Origin of the sequence: Alcaligenes phenolicus (genome assembly GCF_032063905.1) — a bacterium.
Classification (GTDB): Bacteria; Pseudomonadota; Gammaproteobacteria; order Burkholderiales; family Burkholderiaceae_B; genus Alcaligenes; species Alcaligenes phenolicus.
The window spans coordinates 30,539-52,234 of sequence record NZ_DAMBOE010000002.1 but is presented as its reverse complement, the minus strand read 5'-3'; the positions used below and the strand labels follow the sequence as shown (position 1 = coordinate 52,234).

The 21,696-nt window shown below is 56.1% G+C and carries 17 protein-coding genes and 1 tRNA gene; 6 read left to right on the top strand and 12 right to left on the bottom strand.

The genetic code is table 11. The features are described 5' to 3' along the window. Positions 1–186: 186 nt before the first annotated feature. Entirely contained in the window at positions 187–1,647 is a 1,461-nt protein-coding gene (locus tag U2949_RS03615; RefSeq protein ID WP_321286222.1) for an NCS1 family nucleobase:cation symporter-1, read from the top strand. Positions 1,648–1,757: 110 nt separating this feature from the next. Here the strand turns inward: U2949_RS03615 and miaA are convergent, their stop codons facing one another. Together miaA and mutL are read right to left on the bottom strand one after the other, a co-directional pair. Further along, entirely contained in the window at positions 1,758–2,696 is a 939-nt protein-coding gene (gene miaA, locus U2949_RS03610) for a tRNA (adenosine(37)-N6)-dimethylallyltransferase MiaA (protein ID WP_321286220.1), read from the bottom strand. Then, entirely contained in the window at positions 2,693–4,564 is a 1,872-nt protein-coding gene (mutL, locus tag U2949_RS03605) for a DNA mismatch repair endonuclease MutL (RefSeq protein WP_257723765.1), read from the bottom strand. Before mutL ends, miaA begins: the two co-directional genes overlap by 4 nt. A gap of 145 nt (positions 4,565–4,709) precedes the next feature. On the opposite strand from mutL, the gene U2949_RS03600 reads away from it, so the two are divergent. After that, entirely contained in the window at positions 4,710–5,360 is a 651-nt protein-coding gene (locus tag U2949_RS03600; protein WP_042483676.1) for a VTT domain-containing protein, read from the top strand. Positions 5,361–5,996: 636 nt separating this feature from the next. Here U2949_RS03600 and U2949_RS03595 read toward each other — a convergent pair. From U2949_RS03595 to U2949_RS03585, 3 genes are read right to left on the bottom strand one after another with little or no spacing between them, the layout of a single operon-like run. Then, a complete protein-coding gene (locus U2949_RS03595; RefSeq protein ID WP_009461284.1) occupies positions 5,997–7,364 on the bottom strand; it encodes an N-acetylmuramoyl-L-alanine amidase in 1,368 nt (455 codons plus the stop codon). Then, positions 7,328–7,828: a bifunctional alanine racemase/tRNA (adenosine(37)-N6)-threonylcarbamoyltransferase complex ATPase subunit type 1 TsaE gene (locus U2949_RS03590; protein ID WP_009461285.1), complete on the bottom strand. Its 501-nt coding sequence runs from the start codon at positions 7,826–7,828 to the stop codon at positions 7,328–7,330. Before U2949_RS03590 ends, U2949_RS03595 begins: the two co-directional genes overlap by 37 nt. A 9-nt stretch (positions 7,829–7,837) precedes the next feature. Further along, a complete protein-coding gene (locus U2949_RS03585) occupies positions 7,838–8,734 on the bottom strand; it encodes an AEC family transporter (protein WP_321286216.1) in 897 nt (298 codons plus the stop codon). A 208-nt stretch (positions 8,735–8,942) separates the two neighbouring features. Here U2949_RS03585 and U2949_RS03580 point away from each other — a divergent pair, with 208 nt between their 5' ends. After that, entirely contained in the window at positions 8,943–9,881 is a 939-nt protein-coding gene (locus U2949_RS03580) for a tripartite tricarboxylate transporter substrate binding protein BugE (RefSeq protein WP_022983479.1), read from the top strand. Positions 9,882–9,953: 72 nt separating this feature from the next. On the opposite strand, the gene U2949_RS03575 is transcribed toward U2949_RS03580, so the two are convergent. Next, on the bottom strand, positions 9,954–12,242 hold the full coding sequence (locus tag U2949_RS03575) for an NADP-dependent malic enzyme (RefSeq protein WP_257723762.1): 2,289 nt from the start codon (positions 12,240–12,242) through the stop codon (positions 9,954–9,956). Positions 12,243–12,390: 148 nt separating this feature from the next. Here U2949_RS03575 and U2949_RS03570 point away from each other — a divergent pair, with 148 nt between their 5' ends. Beyond that, positions 12,391–13,386, top strand: coding sequence for a LysR substrate-binding domain-containing protein (locus U2949_RS03570; protein ID WP_321286213.1), 996 nt, complete (start codon positions 12,391–12,393; stop codon positions 13,384–13,386). A 221-nt stretch (positions 13,387–13,607) separates the two neighbouring features. Here the strand turns inward: U2949_RS03570 and U2949_RS03565 are convergent, their stop codons facing one another. Genes U2949_RS03565 through dctP form a run of 6 tightly spaced genes read right to left on the bottom strand, consistent with a single transcriptional unit; the run spans position 13,608 to position 19,613 of the window. Beyond that, on the bottom strand, positions 13,608–15,092 hold the full coding sequence (locus U2949_RS03565) for an aldehyde dehydrogenase (RefSeq protein WP_321286211.1): 1,485 nt from the start codon (positions 15,090–15,092) through the stop codon (positions 13,608–13,610). Beyond that, entirely contained in the window at positions 15,093–15,980 is an 888-nt protein-coding gene (gene dapA / locus U2949_RS03560; RefSeq protein ID WP_035271009.1) for a 4-hydroxy-tetrahydrodipicolinate synthase, read from the bottom strand. 35 nt (positions 15,981–16,015) lie between these two features. Further along, positions 16,016–16,666 carry a GntR family transcriptional regulator gene (locus U2949_RS03555; RefSeq protein ID WP_321286209.1) on the bottom strand — a complete coding sequence of 217 codons (651 nt, stop codon included), beginning with the start codon at positions 16,664–16,666 and terminating at the stop codon, positions 16,016–16,018. Between the two features lie 24 nt (positions 16,667–16,690). Next, positions 16,691–18,010: a TRAP transporter large permease gene (locus U2949_RS03550; protein ID WP_026485219.1), complete on the bottom strand. Its 1,320-nt coding sequence runs from the start codon at positions 18,008–18,010 to the stop codon at positions 16,691–16,693. Then, positions 18,007–18,528 carry a TRAP transporter small permease subunit gene (locus tag U2949_RS03545; protein ID WP_321286206.1) on the bottom strand — a complete coding sequence of 174 codons (522 nt, stop codon included), beginning with the start codon at positions 18,526–18,528 and terminating at the stop codon, positions 18,007–18,009. The genes U2949_RS03550 and U2949_RS03545 overlap by 4 nt, the downstream gene beginning before the upstream one ends. Positions 18,529–18,554: 26 nt before the next feature. Further along, complete coding sequence (dctP, locus tag U2949_RS03540; protein ID WP_257723757.1) at positions 18,555–19,613, bottom strand: TRAP transporter substrate-binding protein DctP; 1,059 nt, start codon at positions 19,611–19,613, stop codon at positions 18,555–18,557. Positions 19,614–20,166: 553 nt separating this feature from the next. On the opposite strand from dctP, the gene U2949_RS03535 reads away from it, so the two are divergent. Further along, a tRNA-Arg gene (locus tag U2949_RS03535) sits at positions 20,167–20,241 on the top strand. A 967-nt stretch (positions 20,242–21,208) separates the two neighbouring features. Then, positions 21,209–21,688, top strand: a complete 480-nt coding sequence (locus tag U2949_RS03530; RefSeq protein ID WP_321286204.1) for a low affinity iron permease family protein — start codon at positions 21,209–21,211, stop codon at positions 21,686–21,688. Positions 21,689–21,696 lie beyond the last annotated feature (8 nt).

The window sequence follows — 21,696 nt, the reverse complement described above, 5'->3', positions numbered from 1 at the left end:
ATCTGATGTATTTGATTTTCAAATAAATATTATATGGATTTGATTATGTCGTTTTTCGAGCTAATCCGAATTTAGGTATTACTCGTACATTCCATAATATTCCCCGATAAGCAAGGCTCCTACAGTAGCGGCAAGCACATAGAAATTTCAGCTGACATGTTAGAAGCAATTTCTTAGGGGGAGAAAATGGAGCACAGCGATTTATCTTTGAAAGATCCGCATCCTGCTTTGCACAACGAAGACTTGGCGCCTTTGCCACGACAAAAACGCTTGTGGGGCTGGTTCGAGATTTTCAACGTCTGGTCTAACGATATTCAAAGTCTATTTGGCTACACCTTGGCCGCCACCTTGTTTATTTCTTATGGTCTGAATGGTTGGGCCGTATTTGCTGGCATCTTGCTGGCCGGTTTTATTGTGATGGGGCTGGTGAATCTGAGCGGTAAACCCAGCGTGCTGTATGGCGTTCCCTATCCTGTGATTGCCCGTATCAGCATGGGGGTGAAGGGCGCCAAGTTCCCTGCCCTGGTGCGTGGGATTGTGGCTATCTTCTGGTACGGCGTGCAGACTTACTTTGCCTCCACGGCCTTGGCTCTGTTGTTCAATGCCTTGCTGGATCACCCCGGCGGAGCCTTGTTCCTGGGGCTGGATTGGGTGGGCTGGGTGTCTTATGTGGTGGTCTGCATTCTGCAGCTGGGCATTTTCCTGATGGGCATGAAGTGGATTACGCGCTTCCTGAACTGGGCGGGTCCGTTGGTGTATCTGGTGATGTTCGCCTTGCTGGCCGTGATCTGGTACAAGGCCGGCGGTGGTTTGCTCGATAAAGTGGGCGAGATCTTTGCCGGTAAAGGTTCTTACGAAGGCGGACCCTTGATGGCCTTTGGCGCGGTGGTGGGCACTATGGTGGCGTACTTTGCTGCCGTTGTGATCAACTACGGCGACTTCTCGCGCTTTGTGAAAGACGAGCGCAGCATGCGTATCGGTAACTTCATGGGCTTGCCTGTCAGCCTGGCCGTGTTCTCCTTCCTGGCCTTGTTCATTACCGCCGGTACGGCTGTGTTGTTTGGCGAAACCTTGACCAACCCCACTGATATTGTGGATCGCGTCGATAGCCTGGCTTTGACGGTGATCGCGGCTTTGACCTTCTTTGCCGCGACCGTGGGTATCAACCTGGTGGCGAACTTCATTCCACCGGCCTTTGACTTGGCCAACCTCAAGCCCGAGCTGATCTCTGCCAAGATGGGTGGCATTCTGACCGCTGTAATCGCGTTCTTTATCGGTGGCTTGTGGCTGCCCTTGATCAGCGCCATCGGGATTACCGGCTTCGTGGATACCTTGGGCGCCTTGCTGGCTCCCTTGTACGGCATCATGATTGTGGACTTTTACTTGATCCGCAAACAGCGTGTCGTGGTGTCGGATCTGTTCAGCCTTGCAGAAAGCGGTACCTACTACTTCCAGAACGGCTGGAACAAGCGTGCAATGGCCGCTTTCTTCCTGGCGGCGGTATTCTCGGTAGCGACCGTCTGGGTGCCTGCCCTGGCGAATATGGCCGGTTACGGCTGGCTGATTGGTGCCTTGCTGGGTGGTGTGTTCCAATACGTGGCCATGCGCACTCAAGTCTTGCTCAAGCTGAACGGGGCTTCGGTGTAAAAACCGTCTCGGGTAAAAAACGATCTTTTTGAACCGCCCCCCCGGCAGTTGGATACCATCCAGCTGCCAGGGGGGCGGTTCGCAAAAAAAGCGAGATGCTTATCTGAGCATCAGGCTGGCCAGATCTGGCGTGCCGCTTGCACAATCTGCTCGGCGGCTTGTGGGTTCTGGCAGTTGAATTGCTGACGCTCGGGTTCGGATCGCAGCCAGGTCAATTGGCGTTTGGCTAGCTGGCGAGTCGCGGCAATAGCCTGTTCAATGGCCAGGTCCAGGCTGACTTCGCCGTCCAGATACGACCATAGTTGCCGATAGCCCACACAACGAATAGAGGGCAGGCCGGGATGCAAGTCAGTACGCTGGTAAAGCTTCTCCACTTCTTGCAGCAGTCCTTGTTCGATCATGTCGTGATAGCGAGCCGCAATGCGCTTATGCAGCCAGGATCTATCTTCTGGCTCCAGGCTCATGGTGACGTACTGATGGCTCTCTTCTTGCGGCTGGGCTTTGTCCTTTAGCCAGTCGCTCATGGTCTTGCCGCTGATATGGAAAATCTCCAGGGCACGTTGAATACGCTGGCTATCGCGGGGGGCCAGCCTGGCAGCTGTCACCGGGTCGATGCGGGTCAGCTCTTCGTGCATGCCGGGCCAGCCAATCTCCTGGGCACGCTCATCCAGTTGCTGGCGAATGGCAGGGTCTGCCTGCGGCAAGTCGTTCAAGCCTTCGCGCAAGGCTTTGTAATACAGCATGGTGCCGCCACACAGCACGGGATAATGCCCGCGTCCCCGGATTTCTTGAATAAGACGGGTCGCGTCGGTGGCGAACTCTGCGGCTGAATAGCTTTCTACCGGGTCGCGTATATCCAGCAAGTGGTGGGGGATAGCGGCTTGTTCTTCGGCGCTGGGTTTGGCGGTGCCAATGTCCATGTCACGGTAAATCGTGGCCGAGTCCATCACAATCACTTCAATCGGCCAGTGTTGGGCCAGGATATGCGTGCTTGCGCTTTTGCCGCTGGCCGTCGGGCCAGCCAGGCACAGAATGGGTAAATCGTTCATTGTCCACGCATAAAAAGTTTGTCCAGCTCGCTGAGCTTCCATTGGAACCAGGTGGGGCGGCCGTGATTACACAGATCGGCCCGGTCAGTTTGTTCCATCTTGCGAAGCAGAGCGTTCATCTCGGGGATGCTCAGGCGACGATTGGCGCGTACCGCACCGTGGCAGGCCATGGTGGAAAGCAGTTCGTTGCGTTGTTCATCCAGGTGGCGTGACGACCCTACCTGTGCCAGGTCGCGCAGTACGGCACGGGCCAGGGATTCTATATCGCCTTGAGCCAGGAGGGCAGGGACGGCACGCACGGCCATGGTGGTGGGGCCGGCCGGGTTCATGTTCAGGCCCAGATCGGCCAGGGTTTCCTGATGCTCATCCAGCAAGGCGATATCACTTTCCGAGCAGCTGAATACTACCGGCACCAGCAGATCCTGACGGGGCAGTTCGCGGCCATCCAGAGCCTGCTTCAATTGTTCGTAGACCACGCGTTCATGTGCGGCGTGCATGTCCACCAGAATCATGCCCTGGCGTGTCTCGGACAGAATATAGATGCCGTGCAACTGCCCCAGGGCCATACCCAAGGGAAATTCGTCCGTCGTGCTGTCTGCCTCGCTTTGATAGCTGGTGACTGGCGTGTTGCTGGGAGCAGGTTCAATCGGGCGATACATGCTTTTCCAGTCGACACTGCCGCCACCAGATGGCTCGCGCAGGCTGAAACTGGATTGCCAGCCTTGGCGAGCTGGATGGCTGTACGGCATGGCGGGTTCGCTGCTGGTATAGGAGCTGCTGGGTGCGCCAGGAGTGGCCGAAGGGTAGGGTGTGCCCGTTATAGGAGGCTGGGTAGCGCCTTCAGGTAAAGGCATGGCGGCAACCGGCGTTTCCCCGGCCATGCTGCCTTGCGCCAAGGTTTGTCCGACAGACTGCAGCACAAAGCGGTACACAGCGCCGCTGTCACGGAAGCGGACTTCATGCTTGGCGGGGTGTACGTTCACATCCAGCGTGGAGGGGGCAATGTCCAGAAACAGGGCATAGGCAGGCTGGCGATCCCCATGCAGTACATCGGCATAAGCACTGCGTATGGCGTGCGAGACGGTGCGGTCGCGTACAAAACGGCCATTCACGAACAGGAACTGCTTGTCTGCACTGGGGCGAGCATGGGCGGGGTGAATCACCAAACCGCGCAAGCTGATCAGCCCCTGTTCCTGGGCAACGGGTAGGCTTTGTTCAATAAACTCCTTGCCCAAAATATCCAGCAGACGCTGTTCCAGCGTGCCGCTGCGCCAGTGGCGCTGGGGCTTGTCGTTGTGGAAAAGCCGGAAAGCGATCTGCGGCTGTGCCAGGGCAATGCGCTCCAGCGCGGTCACGCAATGGCCGTACTCCGTGCCTTCCGTACGCAGGAACTTGCGACGGGCAGGGATCTCGTCAAATAGCTGACGTACATCCACATGCGTGCCAATCTGCCCGGAGGCGGGCTGGGGTTCAGCGTGGCCCAGCGAGTACTCCCAGGCGTGCGGGTCGTCCTGGGTGCGCGAGTTGATCGTCAGACGGGCTACCGAGGCAATAGAGGGCAGGGCCTCACCCCGAAAGCCCATGGAGGACACGGACTCCAGTTCTTCCAGCGAGCGAATCTTGCTGGTGGCATGTTGCAGCAGCGCCAGGGGCAACTCTTCCTGGGTGATGCCGTGGCCATCGTCGCTGACCGAGATACGGCGTATGCCGCCGCCGTCCAGGCGAATCTCGATGGCGCTGGCTCCAGCGTCAATCGCGTTTTCCAGCAATTCTTTCAGGACAGATGCCGGGCGCTCGATAACTTCACCGGCCGCAATTTGGCTTACAAGCAGGTCCGGGAGTGGGATAATACGGCGTCTTGATGACATAGGGCGGCTGGCCTTGTGTGTATTCAGGGTTGAACAATACATGTTCAACGGGTTTCAAACGGTAGCGGCTTATTTTAACCGCTTGCTCTATGGTGTCGGTCTGGCCAGTATCGGACTGGCTGGATTGTTATTTTGGTGTGGAACTATGCCCGATTTACTCAGCATGATCCTTCATATTGACCAGTACCTGGGTGTGTGGGTCGAGCAGTATGGAGCCTGGATTTATCTTGTTCTGTTCTTGATTATATTTGGCGAGACCGGGCTTGTGGTTTTGCCCTTCCTGCCGGGCGATTCCTTGCTGTTTATTGCTGGAGCCTTTGGTGCTTCGGGCATGCTGGACCCGGTTATGCTGGGTGGCTTGTTGATCGTGGCAGCGGTGTTGGGTAATACCGTGAACTATCACGTGGGGCGGTATATAGGCCCGAAAGTCTTTACCCAGGAATCCCGATTCCTGGATCGTCGTGCGTTGGTCAAAACCCATGCTTTCTATGAAAAGCATGGTGGCAAGACTATCGTCATTTCCCGCTTCCTGCCCTTGTTCCGTACCTTCGCGCCCTTTGTGGCCGGGGTGGGTCATATGAATGCCATGCGCTTTCAGATGTACAACATTACCGGCGCGGTGCTGTGGATTTGCAGCTTGATTACCCTGGGCTACTTCTTTGGCAATGTGCCTTTCATCAAGGCGCATTTGAATACCATCGTGCTGATTGGTATTGCGGCTGCTGCGGTGCCTGTTGTGGCTGGGGCCTTGTGGAAGATCTTCAAGCGCAAGAGCAAGGGTGATGCGGCTTTGTAGGATTTGAGATCGGATTGCTTGCTTGTTAAAGATTAAGGAAAGGACGCCAGTAGGCGTCCTTTTTTATTTCGGAAACCTGTCAGATATCGCTGTTGTTGGCGAGGGGGTAAAAGCCGTCGCAAAATCTGGGTCCAAGCGTCCAAGCGTCCAAGCGTCCAAGCGTCCAAGTGTTCAAGTGTTCAAGTGGTCAAGTGGTCAAGGTAACTATTGGCACTCTCCGTGTTTTTGAAAAAGCAACCTCTGTTTCAGCCTTTAGCAAAGAATGCCTCAGTTTTCTTGAGGGGGAGCAGCTAGTCTGCAGGCGGGGCCCTGGCCCGTGCTGCGCACGGGTACCCTTGTCTCTTGAGCTATCCAGGCGCCCCGTGAACTCGCGCGATAGCTCGTCCCCCGGACGAGCTATAAGCGTCGCGCTCAAACAGCACGGGGCTTGTATCCTGGATAGCTCAAGAGCCTGCGGCCAGAACCCTGACTCGCCTGCAGACTAGCTGCTCCCCCTCAAGAAATGGCCACACCGATTCAGGTTCAAACAGGTCCTTAGCCAAAGACGCTCTCTTTTCCGAACAGCCTCAGACTCTACGGAAACAAAAAAAGCGCAGCATTTTTGCTGCGCTTTTTTTCATCGAACCAAGCGGATAGTTAGCTACGGCTGGCCAATGCCGGAAACTCGGCAAAATATCCCCGGATGCCGGTCAGAATGGCTTGGGCAATCTTGTCCTGATGCGAAGAACTACGCAGCAGACGCTCTTCCTCCGGATTACTGATAAACGCTGTTTCGATCAGAATCGACGGGATATCCGGTGCTTTCAGTACAGCAAAACCAGCGCGTTCAACATTGCGCTTATGCAGGCGGTTGATCTTGCCGATCTCGCCCAGCAGGCGCGAGCCTACTTTCACCGAATCGTTAATCTGTGCGGCCGTAGACAGGTCCAGCAGAATTTGCGCAACCTGACGGTTGTGGGAGCCCAGGTTCAGACCACCGATCAAGTCAGCATCGTTCTCTTTCTTGGCCAGCCACCGAGCAGCCGAGCTGGTGGCACCGTTTTGAGACAGGGCGTAGATAGACGAGCCACGCGCACTAGGCTTGATCCAGGCGTCAGCGTGAATACTGATGAACAGGTCAGCTTTTACCCGACGCGCTTTTTGTACACGCACTTGCAGCGGCACGAAGAAGTCCGAGTCGCGCGTCAAATAAGTACGCATATTGGGCTGCGCATCAATCAGACGCTTCAAGCGGCGGGCGATATTCAGCACCACATCTTTTTCACGGGTACCACCGGGGCCGATGGCACCGGGGTCCTCTCCACCGTGGCCGGGGTCCAGCGCAATCAGCAAGGGACGATTGGGAGTACCGGGCGTGGCTGCAGGCGAAGGGGAGCGCGGTGGAGTCGTGACAGGAGGCGGCGTACGAGCGACGGGCGGCAAGGTTTGCCCTTGTACCGTAGGCACAGGCGCATCAGGCGAGTTTTGAGCCAGGCTTTCCAGGACGGAAGCCAGGGGGTCGTTATCGTCCTGAATTTGCAAGGCCAGCAGCGGGTCTTGCGCCACACGCGGGTACAAGTCCAGCACCAGCCGGTACTTGTATTCGCCAACGGGCTTGAGCGTAAAGATCTGGGGGGCGACGGCCTGTTTTAGATCCAGCACCAGACGCACCACGTCGGGGCGGTTCTGGCCCACGCGCACGGAGCGAATGTAGGGGTCATTGGGGCGGACCTTGGAAACCAGCTCCTCGATGGTGCGGTTCATGGTCAGGCCCTGGATGTCCACCACCATGCGATGGGGGTTTTCCAGTGTGAAGTGCTCGGCCTTGAGCTCGCTATCCATTTCCAGGGTGACGCGGGTGTATTCGTCTGCCGGCCAGGTACGGACGGCCACGATGGTGCTGGCGTTCGCCAGCCGCGGTATGACGGGAAGCAGGAACAGGGTGGTGGCCGTGGCGACGAATCGGCGACGGGCCTTGCCGGCTGGGGCTACTTCTGCAGGCTGGGGGCGAGTGTCGTAATCCATAGCGTTCCTTTGGCGCTGCGTGCATCCAGGGTGGCCAAACGACCGTCACCGCAATAATCCAGGTGTAAATCCAGATCGGGCTCGGGCAATAAATCCCCTGCTTTTTCGGGCCATTCGATCAGCACAACAGCATTGTCTTGCAAAATATCGCGAAAACCTGCGTCGACCCATTCTCGTGGATCGCTAAATCTATAAAAATCAAGATGATAGAAGTATAAGCTAGAAACTTTATAACTTTCAAGCAAAGCGTAGCTAGGACTTTTGATACGACCGGTAACGCCACAAGCCCGTAACAGGGCCCGAACAAAGTGGGTTTTACCGGCACCCAGGTCACCATGAAGATGAATTCGGCCACCCACAGGCACACCGGGGACCTGACCGCTTAGCAGCGGGGCAAGGCGCTCGGCCAAGGCGGTGGTGGCGTCCTCATCAGGCAAGGACAGGGTTAAAGCTTGCGGATTCATAGGCTTGGATCAGGTAGCGAGGGATAACCACAATGGAATGGTCAAGCCCGCTAGTATAGTGCCGATCGACATGGTCAGCGCGACCAGACGGCTATCGGCTCCCATGCGGGCGGCCAGTACGTGGGCAGAAGAGGCGGTAGGCAGAGCGGCAAATACCAGTAACATCTGGCGCTCCAGTGTGCTCATATCCAACACCCAGGCAATTGCCAGGGCCGCCAAGGGTAAAGCCAGCAGCTTGATGGCCGTAATCCAGCCGATCAAGGCCCCCGCACGCCGCGAGCCTTGCAGGGACAAGGTGGCGCCTACACACAACAAACCAATCCCCAGGGCACAAGCCCCCAAGCGGCTAAAGGCCAATTGAACCGGGCCTGGTACGGACAAACCAGCCAGATTCCAGGCCAGTGCAGCAACAGTAGACAGAATAAGGGGATTTTTAAGCAGCTCGATGGCGATACGGCCTTGCTGCCCCCGCGCTAGCACGGTCACTGCCACCATATTGGCCATGGGAACAGAAAAGCCCACCAGCAAAGCCATGACAGCGACACCCGATGGCCCGGCAATCGCACTGGCCAGAGACATCCCCAAATAGGTATTGAAGCGAAAGGCGCATTGAGTCAGGGCTGCGTGCTGCAAGTGTTCGGGTTTCAGAATGGGCAGGGCCAGCCAGGCCAGTATCGTGCCTACGGCAATTAAAACAGCCGCAGCGACCAAGAGGGGCCAGGTATCACCCAGATTGAGCGGGATGCGGGTAATGGAATCAAACAGCAGGGCTGGAAACAGGACGTAATAGACCAGTTTTTCCGCACCCTGGAAAAAATCCCGGCTGAAATGAAAGCGATGCAGCAATAAAGCCCCCAGTGCTATTAGCAGGAAGTCGGGCAGAATCAGCGGGAATATTGTGGCCATGATGAGGGTAAATAGAAGCAGATATAGGTATATCCCCTGTAGGTATCTGCTTTCAGAATTAACAATTGATGGGGATTAGCTGCGCTATTATTAGTTAGTTCCCCTTACCCAGGGGATGGGTCTACAAAAAGATTAAAGAGGAGATGTTCCCATGATAGAGAAGTTTCCCAAGAAATTTGCGCTGCTATCCCTTTGTGCAAGTTTGTCCATGATTGGCACGGCTAATGTCGCTCATGCTCAAGCGGACTATCCTAATCAAGCGATTCGCGTCATTGTTCCTTTTGCGCCAGGCGGCTCCACCGATATTGTGGCGCGCATTGTGACCAAGGGCATGAGCGAAGTGCTGGGTCAGTCCATGGTGGTAGAAAACAAGGGTGGTGCCGGTGGCGCTATTGGAGCGGCAGAAGCTGCTCGCGCCAAACCTGACGGCTATACCTTGTCGATTGCCACCATCTCGACTCTGGCAGTGAATCCCGCTTGCCGCCCCAATGATTTGCCTTACGACCCCTTGAAAGACTTTGTGCCGGTCAGCAACTTTGCCAACCTGCCCAACGTGATTGAGGTCAACCCCAAATTCCCGGCACAGAACTTCAAGGAGTTCGTGCAGCAACTGAAAGACAATCCTGGTAAGTATTCCTACGGCAGCTCGGGTACGTGCTCGGTGCTGCACTTGTTTGGTGAAGCCTTCAAGCTGGAAACCGGCACCGACATCGTGCACGTTCCTTACCGTGGTGCCGGCCCGGCTGTAACGGATGCGGTCGGTGGCCAGATCAATGCCATGTTTGATAACCTGCCTTCGTCCATGGCCCAGATCCAGGCTGGCAACTTGCGCGCATTGGCTATTGCCTGGCCCGAGCGCCTGCCTGCTCTGAAAGATGTGCCGACCTTGGCCGAAGAAGGCTACCCGCAGCTGAACAGCCCGGCCTGGTATGGTCTGCTGGCTCCCAAGGGTACGCCGCCTGAAATCGTTGCCAAGCTGCATGCCGCTGCTGCGGAAGCCTTGAAGAAGCCTGAAATTATTTCAGCTCTGGAAAAGCAGGGTGCAACACCCTCGGGTAACTCGCCTGAAGAGTTCGCCAAGGAAATCAAGGAGCAATACGACTGGGCCCACGACGTGGTCAAGAAAGGCAATATCAAGCTGGAATAAGCCCTGGACTTTAAACGTCAGCCATAAAAAAACCGGCCTGCACAGGCCGGTTTTTGATTTCAGCCCTAAGGCCTAGCCACGATTGGCTTGCAGCACGGTCAAGGCCGTCATATTAATGATGCGGCGTACGGTCGAGCTGTAAGTCAGGATGTGTACAGGAGCATTGGCGCCCATCAGGAAAGGACCGATGGCCACGTTGCTGCCAGCAGCAGTCTTCAGCAGGTTGTAGCTGATATTGCCAGCGTCCACGTTCGGGCAGACCAGCAGGTTGGCCGAGCCTTTCAGCGAGGAGTTGGGCAAGGTGCGATTGCGCAAGCTTTCGTCCAGAGCGCAGTCGGCATGCATTTCACCGTCTACTTCCAGGTCAGGGGCTTGCTCCTGAATCAACCGCAGGGCTTCACGCATTTTGGGGCCGGAAGTGGCCGAGTCTGTACCAAAGTTGGAGCGCGACAGCAGGGCCACCTTGGGTTCCAGGCTCAGCGTGCTTAACATGCGAGCCGCTTCAATCGTGTATTCCGCAATTTCCTGTGCGTTCGGGTCGTCGTTGACGTGCGTATCGGTCAGGGCAACCGTACGCTCGCCCAGCAGCAGGATGTTCATGGCGGCGTAGACGCTGGAGCCGGGCTTGCGGCCAATCATCTCGTCGATGTAGCGCAGGTGGTTGTGGTAGGAACCGATTGTGCCGCAGATCATGCCGTCAGCATCGCCCAGGTGCACCATGGTCGAGCCAATCAGCGTCAGGCGGCGACGCATTTCCACGCGAGCCATTTCCTTGCTGATGCCGCGACGGCACATTTTTTCCCAGTAGGTGGTCCAGTACTGGTGGAAACGGTCGTCGGACTCGGGGTTGGTTACTTCCACATCCACGCCCAAACGCAGGCGCAGACCAAATTTCTTGATGCGGGACAGCAATACGGCAGGGCGGCCGACCAGAATTGGGTGGGCCAGCTTCTCGTCCACAATCACTTGCACGGCGCGCAGCACGCGTTCTTCTTCACCTTCGGTAAAGACGATGCGGGCCTTGCCGCCTTCGCGCACCAATTGCTTGGCTACGGCAAACACTGGCTTCATGAACGCGCCGGAGTGGTAGACAAACTGTTGCAGCTTGGCGATGTAGCCTTCCAGGTCAGCGATAGGGCGGGTTGCCACGCCTTCTTCCATGGCGGCTTGAGCCACGGCGGGGGCGATGCGCACGATCAGACGTGGGTCGAATGGCTTGGGGATCAGGTAGTCGGGGCCAAAGCTCAGGCCGTAACCACCGTAGGCAGCGGCCACGGCTTCGTCTTGCTCTTCTTCAGCCAGAGCCGCAATCGCGCGGGCAGCAGCTTTTTCCATGCCACGGGTAATCGTGGTGGCGCCCACATCCAGCGCACCGCGGAAGATGTAGGGGAAGCACAGCACGTTATTGACCTGATTCGGGAAGTCCGAACGGCCGGTTGCCATGATGACGTCATCGCGAGCGGCTTTGGCCACTTCAGGCAAAATTTCGGGGGTGGGGTTGGCCAGCGCCATCACGAAGGGACGGTCTGCCATTTTCTGCAGCATTTCAGCTTTCAGTACGCCACCGGCGGACAGGCCCACGAACACGTCAGCGTTTTCGATGACATCAGCCAGCTTGCGTGCTTCGGTTTCTTTGGCGAAACGAGCCAGTTCAGGAACCTGGTGACCAGGGCGGCCTTTGTAGACCACGCCGTCAATGTCGGTGACCCAGACATTTTCTTCGGGCAGGCCCATGTCCACCATCAAGTCCAGGCACGCCAAAGCGGCCGCACCGGCACCGGAGGTCACAACCTTGATCTTCTTGATATCTTTGCCGACCACTTTCAGGCCGTTCAGGAAAGCCGCCGTCACGCAAATGGCGGTACCGTGCTGGTCGTCGTGAAAGACGGGGATGTTCATGCGTTCGCGCAGCTTGCGCTCAACTTCAAAACACTCGGGTGCCTTGATGTCTTCCAGGTTGATGCCACCGAAGGTGGGCTCCAGACCGGCGATGATATCCACCAGCTTGTCGGGATCGGTTTCGTTGATCTCGATGTCAAACACGTCCAGGCCAGCAAATTTCTTGAACAGAACGGCCTTGCCTTCCATCACGGGCTTGGAGGCCAGGGCACCAATATTGCCCAGACCCAGCACAGCAGTCCCGTTGGAGATCACACCCACCAGATTGCCACGGCCGGTGTAGCGGAAGGCATTCTTTGGGTCGACCACGATTTCTTCGCAAGCGGCGGCCACACCGGGGGAATACGCCAGACCCAGATCGCGTTGGCTGACCAGCGGCTTGGTGGCGGCAATCGTCACTTTGCCGGGAATGGGGAACTCGTGATAATCCAGTGCAGCTTGTCGATCTACGGGTGAACTCATGGTTTCCTCTTGCTCAGGCGTCAAACAGGTGTTTGGTGGAATCGGGGGATGGCGTGGGAAGTAGGCACCAGCGCCGCTTTTCAACAAGTGTAGATAATTAAACAGGCTAGGGTATTAGGGCTTATTATTACCCCATTAGTAAATGCTTATGGTATGGGGTAAAGGCTTGGAAACAAACGATATCGCGCATCGCCTGGTGCAACGACTCAAGCTGCGTCACTTGGCCTTGCTGATCGAGATCGAACGCCTGGGTTCGCTGACCAAAGTGGCGGATTTAATGGCGATGACTCAGCCTGCGGTCACTCAAGCCTTGGCCGAGGTGGAGCAAGTCTTTGGCACACCGCTATTCCTGCGTTCATCGCGTGGTATGGAGGCAACAGCGCAAGGGCAGATTGTGATTTCACGTGCTCGGGCCATGGTGCAGGACATGGAGTTGCTGAGTCTGGACTTGCAGGCGCACAGCATGGGACGACAAGCACATTTGCGGCTGGGGGTGATTCCCCTGGTGTCCGGCAAGCTGGTTTCCACGGCTTTGCGGGCAACCCGCCCTCAAGGGCAGGTCGTGTCCGTCAGCATTACCGAGGGGCTAACGGAAACGTTGCTGGAACAACTGCGTGATCACGCTTTGGATGCAGTGGTGGCGCGCAGCTCTCCGGACTTGAATATGAAAGGGCTGCGCCATGAAGCCTTGTACGCGCAGCAACCACGCCTGATTGCCAGCCGGGAACTGGCGGGGCGATTGGGCCGACGCAAGCTGGATTGGGCGCAATTGCAGGATCTGGACTGGATTCTGGGACCGCGCAATACCCCGATGCGGCGGCAGGTGGCGAATCTGTTTTTGCGGGCAGGCTTGTTGGAGCCGGTGCCCAGTGTGGAAACCTCTTCACCCAAGCTGATCGGTGAACTGATCGTGAATCACTCCCGTGCTGTGTCTGTGGTCCCGACCGAAATTGCTGAAGAACTGGTGCGCGTGTCCGGCGTGGCGATTGTGCCGTACTCCTTTGAGTGGGGCTTGTCGCCTATCGCGCTTTTTACTCGGGTGGCCGGTCAGCAGCGTCCGGTGGACACGTTGTTCGCGCAGGAGCTGAAACGGGTGTGCACTGATAAGACAGTGCCTTTGGAGCGGGGGGCTTTTTTCTACTAATGTCGTTCTGTCTGCTGCGGGCTGATTGCTAGTGTTACACCGTGAGCGCCCTATGCCGAGCGGGCCGGGCAAGAGCTGGAAGCAGGATGTCATACCTGCTCAAAAAACCGGAGCAGCTCAGTGGTAAGAACCACCCCCCCGCTTGTATGCCCAGGAGTCTGGAAGGGGGGGGCGGTGTGCAGCGCCCGGTTGATTGATGCCGGGGCTATGCAAGCAGTGGCTTACTGGTTCACATACCAGATGGCCTTGGTTTGCTGGTACTGATCCAGGGCTTCCATTCCCTTGTCCTTGCCGCCAAAACCGGACAGTTTGAAGCCGCCAAAGGGCGCGGTGATATCACCTTCGGAAAAGCCATTTACCGAAACGGTGCCTGCCTTGATTTTGCGCGAGACACGCTGCGCCCGCCGTACATCAAGCGTGTAGAGGGAGGCGGCCAGGCCATATTGGGTATCGTTTGCCAAGGCGATGGCTTGCTCTTCTGTCTCGAAGGTCGTGATGGCCAGAACGGGGCCGAACACTTCCTCCTGGAACAGGCGGTCTTCCGGGGTGATGTGATCGAAGATGGTGGGCTCGATATACCAACCACTGCCCAGGTCACTGTGAATGCGCCCCCCATGAACCAGCTTGGCGTTTTTGCCGGGGTTCTGCAGAAAGCCGGCCACTTTTTCAAAGTGCGCTTGTTCTACCATCGGCCCGATAGACACATCCGGGTCTGTAGGCAGACCTACTTTCCAGGAGCTTAGCCCCTGTTTGAGTTTTTGCAGTAGCGTATCTTTCAGGCTGCTGTGTACGATCAGGCGGGAGCCGCAGCTGCAGTTTTCGCTCATGTTCCAGAATGCGGCCGCCAGGATGGACGGAACTGCTTCGTCCAGCAGGGCATCCTCAAAAACGACCTGGGGGCTTTTCCCGCCGCATTCCAGCACGACCTCTTTCAGATTGCTTTCCGCGGAATACTTCAGAAACAGGCGACCCACTTCGGTGGAGCCGGTAAACGACACAATGTCCACGTCCCCGTGGCGTCCCAAAGGCTCTCCGACTTCCTCGCCTGTGCCTGTGATCAGGATCAGGGCTCCTGCGGGAACGCCTGCCTGATGTGCCAGCTGTGTCATGCGGTAGGCGCTCAGGCTGGTTAGCTCGGACGGTTTCACAATGACCGAGTTGCCGCACACCAGCGCAGGGGCTACTTTCCAGGCGTACATTTGAGCCGGGAAATTCCAGGGCAGGACGGCCGCCACCACACCAATGGGCTCCTTGGTGATCAAGCCCAGTGCGTCGGAGCCGGTTGGGGAAATTCGACCAAAGCATTTATCGGCCGTCTCTGCATACCAGCTGAAGGTATCGATGGTGGCGGGCATGTCGGTGTTCAGGCATTCAGTAATGGGCTTGCCTGCGTCCACACAATCAAGTGCGGCTAGTTCCTCGGCATGTTGCTCCAGCAAGGCTACCCATTTGAGCATGATCTTTTTACGGTCTGCCGGAGACAGTTCAGACCACTCACCCGACTCAAAGCTTGCGCGTGCGGCAGCCACCGCCGCTTCTACATCCGAGGCTTGGCCAGCGGAGATCTTGCCAATCACGGCCAGGTCGATAGGGCTGACGTTATCGAGCAGGGCCGAAGCCGTGGTTTGATAGCCAGGAATCAAATGGGAAGCGTGCAGCTTTCCGGCGCGGGCCAACTCAAAGACAGTCTCTTGTTGCGTGGGCATTCAAGCCTCCTGTTCTACTTGATAAGCGTTGATCTGGGCCAGGAAGTCATCTCGTTCCTGCGCGTCGACTGGCAGCAGAGGCAAGCGTACCGAACCGACATCAATGCCGTGACGCACGCAGCCCAGTTTGGCTTTCTGGTTGTAGTTGCCCGACTCCATGGCGGCAATGGCGGGCAACATGGCAGCCATCATGCGACGTACCGTGTCCCAGTCTTCTTGCTCGGCGGCTTTCAGCATTTGGACCTGCTCGGCAGGAAACACATTGGCTCCGCCACTGATCCAGCTGCGCACGCCCCAGAACAGGAAATCGGCCGCCTGGTCATCGCAGCCGCAAACAACCTGGAAGTCGGGCAGATTGGCATTGACCATGGCAACCACCCGGCTGAAGTTGCCGCTGCTCTCCTTGATGCCCACAATGTTCTTGACCTTGGCAAGCTCGTAGACGGATTCCAGCTCGATTTGAATACCAATGCGTGCCGGGAAGTTGTACATGACGATGGGCAGTTCAGTGGCCGCGGCGACCTCCTTGAAATACGCCACCACTTCATTCTGGCCGGGCAGGCTGTAAGGGGTGGGAGAGAGCATCAGTGCCTCATACCCTAGCTCTTCCGCTTCACGGATTCGGCTGATGGCTTCGGCAGGCGACATGGAGTTCACGCCGGCAATCAGTGTTGTACGGCCACGGCCGGTTCTGGCAACAATCTCCAGCACGCGGCGGCGCTCCTGTGCACTGAGCGCGTAGTATTCGCCCGTGGTTCCACAAGCCACGATGCCGCCTACTCCGGCTTCAATAAAACACTCAACCAGACGCTCCAGCGCAGCTTCGTTTAACTGGTTGTTCGCATCAAACGGGGTAACGATGGGAACGAGAATGCCGTTCAGATTCATGATGTCTCCAGATTATTAATAGTTGATCTATCGGTTTATTCAATGACTTTGCGGGTGAAGGCGCTGAGGTAGGCCATCAGCGTCTCGGAGCCCTGCAAGGCCTGTTCGGGGTTTCCATCCTGGATGCCTTCGGCCAGGGTCAAATGAGCTTGGGCTCCGGCCTCCAGGTCCCCTTCATATTGATAGGCGTACCAGAACCGTCGGCACTGAACGATCATGGGAGTGACCGCTTGCACAGCAAAGGTGTTGCGACAGGCCTGGTGGATGACTTCGTCCAGATGCTGGTCGGCCAGCATGTAGGCGTCGATATCCTTGGCGTCAGCAGCATTCACCATGGCCTGGGCGTGACCGAGCAAGGCGCTGCGCTGGGCTGGAGTCGCCCAGCGGGCGGCTCCCTGCACAATCAGGCGTTCCAGAACCCGGCGCGTTTCAATCAGAGTCAGATGTTCAGCCACACGGATCTCGCTGACACGCAGACCACGGCGTGGTTGCTGCTCGATCAATCCCAGGGCCACCATGCGCATCAGGGCTTCGCGCAAGGGGGTGCGTCCCAAACCTGTCATTTCCACCAGATCACTTTCTACAATGGCCTGACCAGGCTCCAGTTTGAGAGTGGCAATTAACTGCTCAATCGCTTGATAGGCGGTTTCAGCGGCACGAGAAGAAGGGGTGGGGGCGCTACTCACGGAGACTCCAATATAAAAATTGCGTTAAAAGCCGGATACTTGCTGGGGCAGCCAGGTTGCAATCGCCGGAAACAGGGCGACGATCAGCAAGGTCAGCAATTGAGCAAGAATAAACGGCACTACACCTCGACAAACTTGTCCGTAGGTCATGTCTTTGGGGGCAATGGACAGCAGGTAAAAAATGGATGAGGCCAGAGGCGGTGTCAGATAGCTGGTCTGAATGACAACGATCACCATCACGCCAAACCATAAGGGGTCCAGCCCGCTTGCCACAATAAAGGGCAGGAAAAGTGGAACGCAAATCAGCACGTTCGCTGTCCAGTCCAGTACAAAGCCCAGCAGAAAGACGATGCCCAGGAACAGGATGATCGTACCTGTACTGCCCAGTCCCAAGTCGCTGGTCAGCATCTGTACCAGCTTGGCACCTCCATTGGCCGCGAAGGCGCCGGTAAACATGGTGCCTCCCGCCACGATCAGCATGATCATTGCCGTAATGCGTACCGTGATTCGCAAGGCTCCACTGAAAACTTCCCAGTTGAACTGACGGTAGAAGATGCACAGAACAGCGGCGGCAGCAGCGCCCAAGGCGGCGGCCTCGGTGGGTGATGCGATGCCTTTCATCAGGGAACCCAGAACAGCGATGATCAGCAGCATCATGGGAACCAGACCACGCATTGTGATACTGATTTTTTCCCCCAAAGGTCGGCGCATATCCTCGTCATCTGCCCGTGGGCCCAGCTCCGGCTTGAGCGTGGTGGCGATCAGGATGTAGGCCACAAAGAGCGTGGTCATCAACAGGCCCGGAAAGAGCATGGCAGCAAACAGCTCGCCAACCGGAACCTGTGCCAGGGAGGCATAGACGACCGCGACCACCGAGGGAGGAATCATGGTGCCCAGGGAACCCCCGGCGCAGATCGTGCCTGCGATCAGGGAGTTGTTGTAGCGAAAGCGCTTCATGGCCGGGATGGCCATCAGCCCCACCATGATTTCTACCGCGCCAACCACGCCTGCCGCAGCGGCAAAGGTCGCCGCCATGGCGATGGTGGCAATGGCCAGCCCGCCTGGCAGGCCGCCCAGCCATAACTGCATGGTGCGAAACAGGCGTGCCGCAATGCCCGAGCGCTCCAGCAGGGCTCCCATGAGCACAAACATGGGAATCGCTGACAGGATATGGTTAGTGGCCGCTCCATACAAAGCACCATACATCTGGTCAAAGATCATGGGGCCAAAGGCGTACCAACCGGCCAGAAAAGCGGGCAGGATCAGCGCAAAAGCCACGGGCATGCCCTGAAAAATCAGCAGGAACAGAGCAGGGAACATCAGTCCGGCGATCCATAAATTCATGGGCTCACCTCGACGTCAGCAGTGTTCTGTTCTTTGACTGCACAGCGCAAGCCATGGGCCAGCAGTTGCAAGGTAAAGGCGATCAGGCCAATGGCAATGCAGGCGTAGAAGGGCCACATCACCGGGGCCCAGGGGCTGACCATTTCAACTTCGTTCAGCTTCCAGGCCATCCAGGCTTTCTGTATCCCGACTTTGCTCAAGATGGCAAACAGCGGAAACAGCACCAGCAGGTACAGGAGCACGTCAGACATACGGGCCAGGAACTTGGGCAAGTGCTTGCGAACCACATCAATGCTGATGTGTTCGTTCTGACGCATCACCCAGGCCATGCCCAGCAGGAAAATAGCCCCATTCATCATGTACGCCACATCAAAGGCCCAGACGGTGGGGGCATGCAGAACATAACGGGCAAAGACTTCCCATACCATGGCGGTGACCAGGATTGCCGCCGCCATTTCTGCCAGCCGAGCGCTTGCAAGAGCGATAAAGTCGATCAGTTTTGAAATAGGCTGCAGCATGGCAGCTCTCCTTCAGAAAGTGGGACTTAGTCTCGGATCAGGTAATTGCTTTCGCTGCGCCAACGGTTCAGAAATCCGTCGTAATCAGTCAGCAAATTCTTCATGTAGTCGTTGCCCGATTGCGCTTGCGCTTCGGCTTTCTTGTGTACCCAGTCATTGCCGGCCTGCGCCAATTGCTCGATGAAGGCCGGGTCCAGAGTGATGACTTCATTGCGGCCCTGGCGGTACTTCTCCATGGCTTTGATGTCGGCGTTGTAGAAGTAGTCCAGGGATTGGTGGGTGGTCAGTTCGGCAGCGGCCTCGATCAGTTGTTGCAAATCGGCCGGCACTTTATCCCAGGTTTCCTGCTTCAGGACGACTTCCCACATAAAGGTGGGCTGATGCACGCCAGGGACCACAATGTACTTGGCGGCCTGATGAAAACCTTCGGGGGTATTGGAGGAGGGGGTAGCCCATTCCACCGCATCGACCCCTTTGCGCTGCAACAGGGTGTACGTGTCGCCGGGTGGCACCACGGTGGGAACGGCACCGAAATAGTCTTTCATTACGTCCGCCCAGGCACCGGAAGTGCGATATTTCAGGCCTTTCAAGTCCTCTGCATTTCGGATGGGCGTGTTGGAGTGGGCCAGCACTTCCGTCGAACCCAAACCGACAATCATGGTTTTGAGACCATTCTTGGAACGCAGCTCCTGCAGTTTCTCCTTGCCGCCGCCTTCATACAGCCAGACGCGATAAGCATCAGGTCCCATGCCACCGGGGTAGCCAGCAAAAATGGCATTGGCCGGGTCCTGGTTGACCAGGTAGCTGGAGGTGGAGTGCCCCGCCTCTACCACGCCGGTCTCTACCGCTTCAAAAACTTTAAGGGCGGGAACAATAACACCTGCTCCAAAGGGCTGAATCTCGACACGATCCCCCGTCATGAGTTTCACGTTCTTTGCAAAACGCTCCAGAAAATTCTGATAGAACGGGGAGCCTTCGGGTACGGAAGTTGGTACGCGCCAACTGATTTCGGCCGCTTGCGCCGAGGCCATGCTGCCCAGCAGAAACAGGCCAGCCAGGGTGGATGCAACAAGTTTGGATTTCATGTTTGTCTCCGGTGGTTTTTTTATAGTCCAGCTCCGTCGCAGGCTGGCGGCCAGCGTCAAAGCATGGGATGGATCTTAATATTTTCTAAATATATTAACAACATATTTAGATTGGGGTTTGTCCTAGAAAGCGCCGGAGCTGGCTTGCTGATTGGGTTTCGGTGTTCGTTTTGGATGGTGGAAGGACAGGGTAAGGGCGTTCCAGACCTGGTTTTGACGCGGATTTTCAGCGGTGAAATCATTCGTGATGCGGATTTTTTCATGCTTGTTTGAAGCACTGCGGGGCAGCCTTGTTGAGCTGTTTCAATCCTTTCGTCCCCGCGGTCTAGCTGGTACACTTTGCGACTGCTTTTTTAGAAGCGCACGGCGGCAGGACAGGGGCTTTGGACCGTTCTTTTGCTGTAGCACTTTCAGTAGCAGCAGGCAGGAAAACAGCGGGTTTTTTTACGAACAAGAGAGGGCGTCGAATCTACTCTTGTGTGTTGTAAAGCCTGGATTCCTGCGGTGCATGTGGCGTCTGGCCCGCCTGGGCCCACTGCGCAGACAAGCCACCGGGCCCATAGTTAAATGGATATAACTTTCCCCTCCTAAGGGAAGATTGCAGGTTCGATTCCTGCTGGGCCCGCCATTCTTATGCATGATGCCCGCCATGGCTTCATGGTCCTGAAGGCTCGTTCTGATAGGCCGAGCTTTGATATCCCACTTGATGATTAGCATCCTGTGCTTTTTGCGCAGGCCTGTTCGTGCCTGCTCGTTTTCTTTTTTCGAGCCAGCCCTGTCTTGAGCAACAAGGCTGGCTTGAGCACCTGACTAATCGCTCATGATGACAATTCAAGAGTCATGCGTGCTATGGAATGCAGGAGGCGCTAATGGAACGGTCGATTGTCAAAACCCGGAGATGAGCTTCTGGAGGTCTGTTGGTGGCCCCAGGCTTTGACGGGATTTCTTGTTGAGGACAGATAGTCATCCACACTCCCGGTCCAGAGCTTGAATCCCAGACAACTTTTCCATTTGTCTTGTTGATAAAGCCAGTGAGTTTGGCAAACGGAGCAGCGAAACAGGCTCTGTGCTCCCTGGTCTCCATAGTCCTCTGTTTTGGTGACGCGTTCCATATAAGCATGCTTAGGTGTATGCGCTTTGGAAAGCGGCAGAGTCTGGCACAAAATACACATGGTTTTATGGTCAATCTTGCCCACTTCTTGCTCCTTTTTAAATAAAGGCTATGGGAAATAGCGTGTTTAAAAAAAGACAGCAATGTACTTTCTACAAAAACTATCAAACTGAAAGCAAGATAGTCAGCCCGCATCTTACAAATCTTGTTGGGGCTTGGGTAGTGTCAGCTGTAAAAGGATATTTCGTTCGCAAATACCCGTAAAAAAAACAGAGGAGTTCTTGTCTATCCTTGCATCAGGCAAGGGGATAAGGCTTGGGCAAATCGTTTGGCTGGCTTGTCGTCGGTGTGACTCAAGTCGATGGCAGGAAAATCTGGTGTGTCCTTGATCGAGCTGTGTTTGAATTTTGCCCAGTTTCGTTCTTATTTGAAATATATGAGGCGTGCTCCCGACTAAACTGCTTTTATTTATAAGGAATTTGCCATGAAAAACGAAAAGCGTTCCTTGGAAAAAGACCAGTTTTCCTCCTCTGCGTGCAGACAGGAGGAGCCACCCGTGGTCAAACCTTGCAAGCCAGATTCTGTAGACAGTTTGTTTGACTGCTTTGCCAAGACCGTGACCCGCTTTGCCGGCTCGCCCATCATGTTTTCTGTTGCTGTTTTAGCCGTGCTGGTCTGGGCCTTGTCCGGGCCTTATTTTAATTATTCGGAGACCTGGCAGTTAATTATCAACACCGGAACCACGATTATTACTTTCTTGATGGTGTTTTTAATTCAGCAAAATCAGAATAAAGATAGCAAGGCACTGCATATAAAACTTGATGAGCTGATTATTTCACTGACAGATGCCAATGAGCGCTTGATTGATGTTGAGGAGCTGGATGAAAAGCAGCTCAAGAAGTTGGAGGCCTATTATTCCTCCATCGCGTTGAAAGCGCGCCGACGTCTGGACGGCGATACATAAAGATAAAA

Coding starts and splice junctions, on each gene's coding strand:
- U2949_RS03545 (WP_321286206.1), bottom strand. CDS start 18,528: ATGCTGCAGCCTATTTCAAAACTGATCGACTTTATCGCTCTTGCAAGC.
- U2949_RS03550 (WP_026485219.1), bottom strand. CDS start 18,010: ATGAATTTATGGATCGCCGGACTGATGTTCCCTGCTCTGTTCCTGCTG.
- dapA (WP_035271009.1), bottom strand. CDS start 15,980: ATGAATCTGAACGGCATTCTCGTTCCCATCGTTACCCCGTTTGATGCG.
- U2949_RS03570 (WP_321286213.1), top strand. CDS start 12,391: ATGGTATGGGGTAAAGGCTTGGAAACAAACGATATCGCGCATCGCCTG.
- U2949_RS03590 (WP_009461285.1), bottom strand. CDS start 7,828: ATGAATCCGCAAGCTTTAACCCTGTCCTTGCCTGATGAGGACGCCACC.
- U2949_RS03595 (WP_009461284.1), bottom strand. CDS start 7,364: ATGGATTACGACACTCGCCCCCAGCCTGCAGAAGTAGCCCCAGCCGGC.
- U2949_RS03600 (WP_042483676.1), top strand. CDS start 4,710: ATGCCCGATTTACTCAGCATGATCCTTCATATTGACCAGTACCTGGGT.
- U2949_RS03575 (WP_257723762.1), bottom strand. CDS start 12,242: ATGAGTTCACCCGTAGATCGACAAGCTGCACTGGATTATCACGAGTTC.
- miaA (WP_321286220.1), bottom strand. CDS start 2,696: ATGAACGATTTACCCATTCTGTGCCTGGCTGGCCCGACGGCCAGCGGC.
- U2949_RS03565 (WP_321286211.1), bottom strand. CDS start 15,092: ATGCCCACGCAACAAGAGACTGTCTTTGAGTTGGCCCGCGCCGGAAAG.
- mutL (WP_257723765.1), bottom strand. CDS start 4,564: ATGTCATCAAGACGCCGTATTATCCCACTCCCGGACCTGCTTGTAAGC.
- U2949_RS03615 (WP_321286222.1), top strand. CDS start 187: ATGGAGCACAGCGATTTATCTTTGAAAGATCCGCATCCTGCTTTGCAC.
- U2949_RS03580 (WP_022983479.1), top strand. CDS start 8,943: ATGATTGGCACGGCTAATGTCGCTCATGCTCAAGCGGACTATCCTAAT.
- U2949_RS03585 (WP_321286216.1), bottom strand. CDS start 8,734: ATGGCCACAATATTCCCGCTGATTCTGCCCGACTTCCTGCTAATAGCA.
- dctP (WP_257723757.1), bottom strand. CDS start 19,613: ATGAAATCCAAACTTGTTGCATCCACCCTGGCTGGCCTGTTTCTGCTG.
- U2949_RS03530 (WP_321286204.1), top strand. CDS start 21,209: ATGAAAAACGAAAAGCGTTCCTTGGAAAAAGACCAGTTTTCCTCCTCT.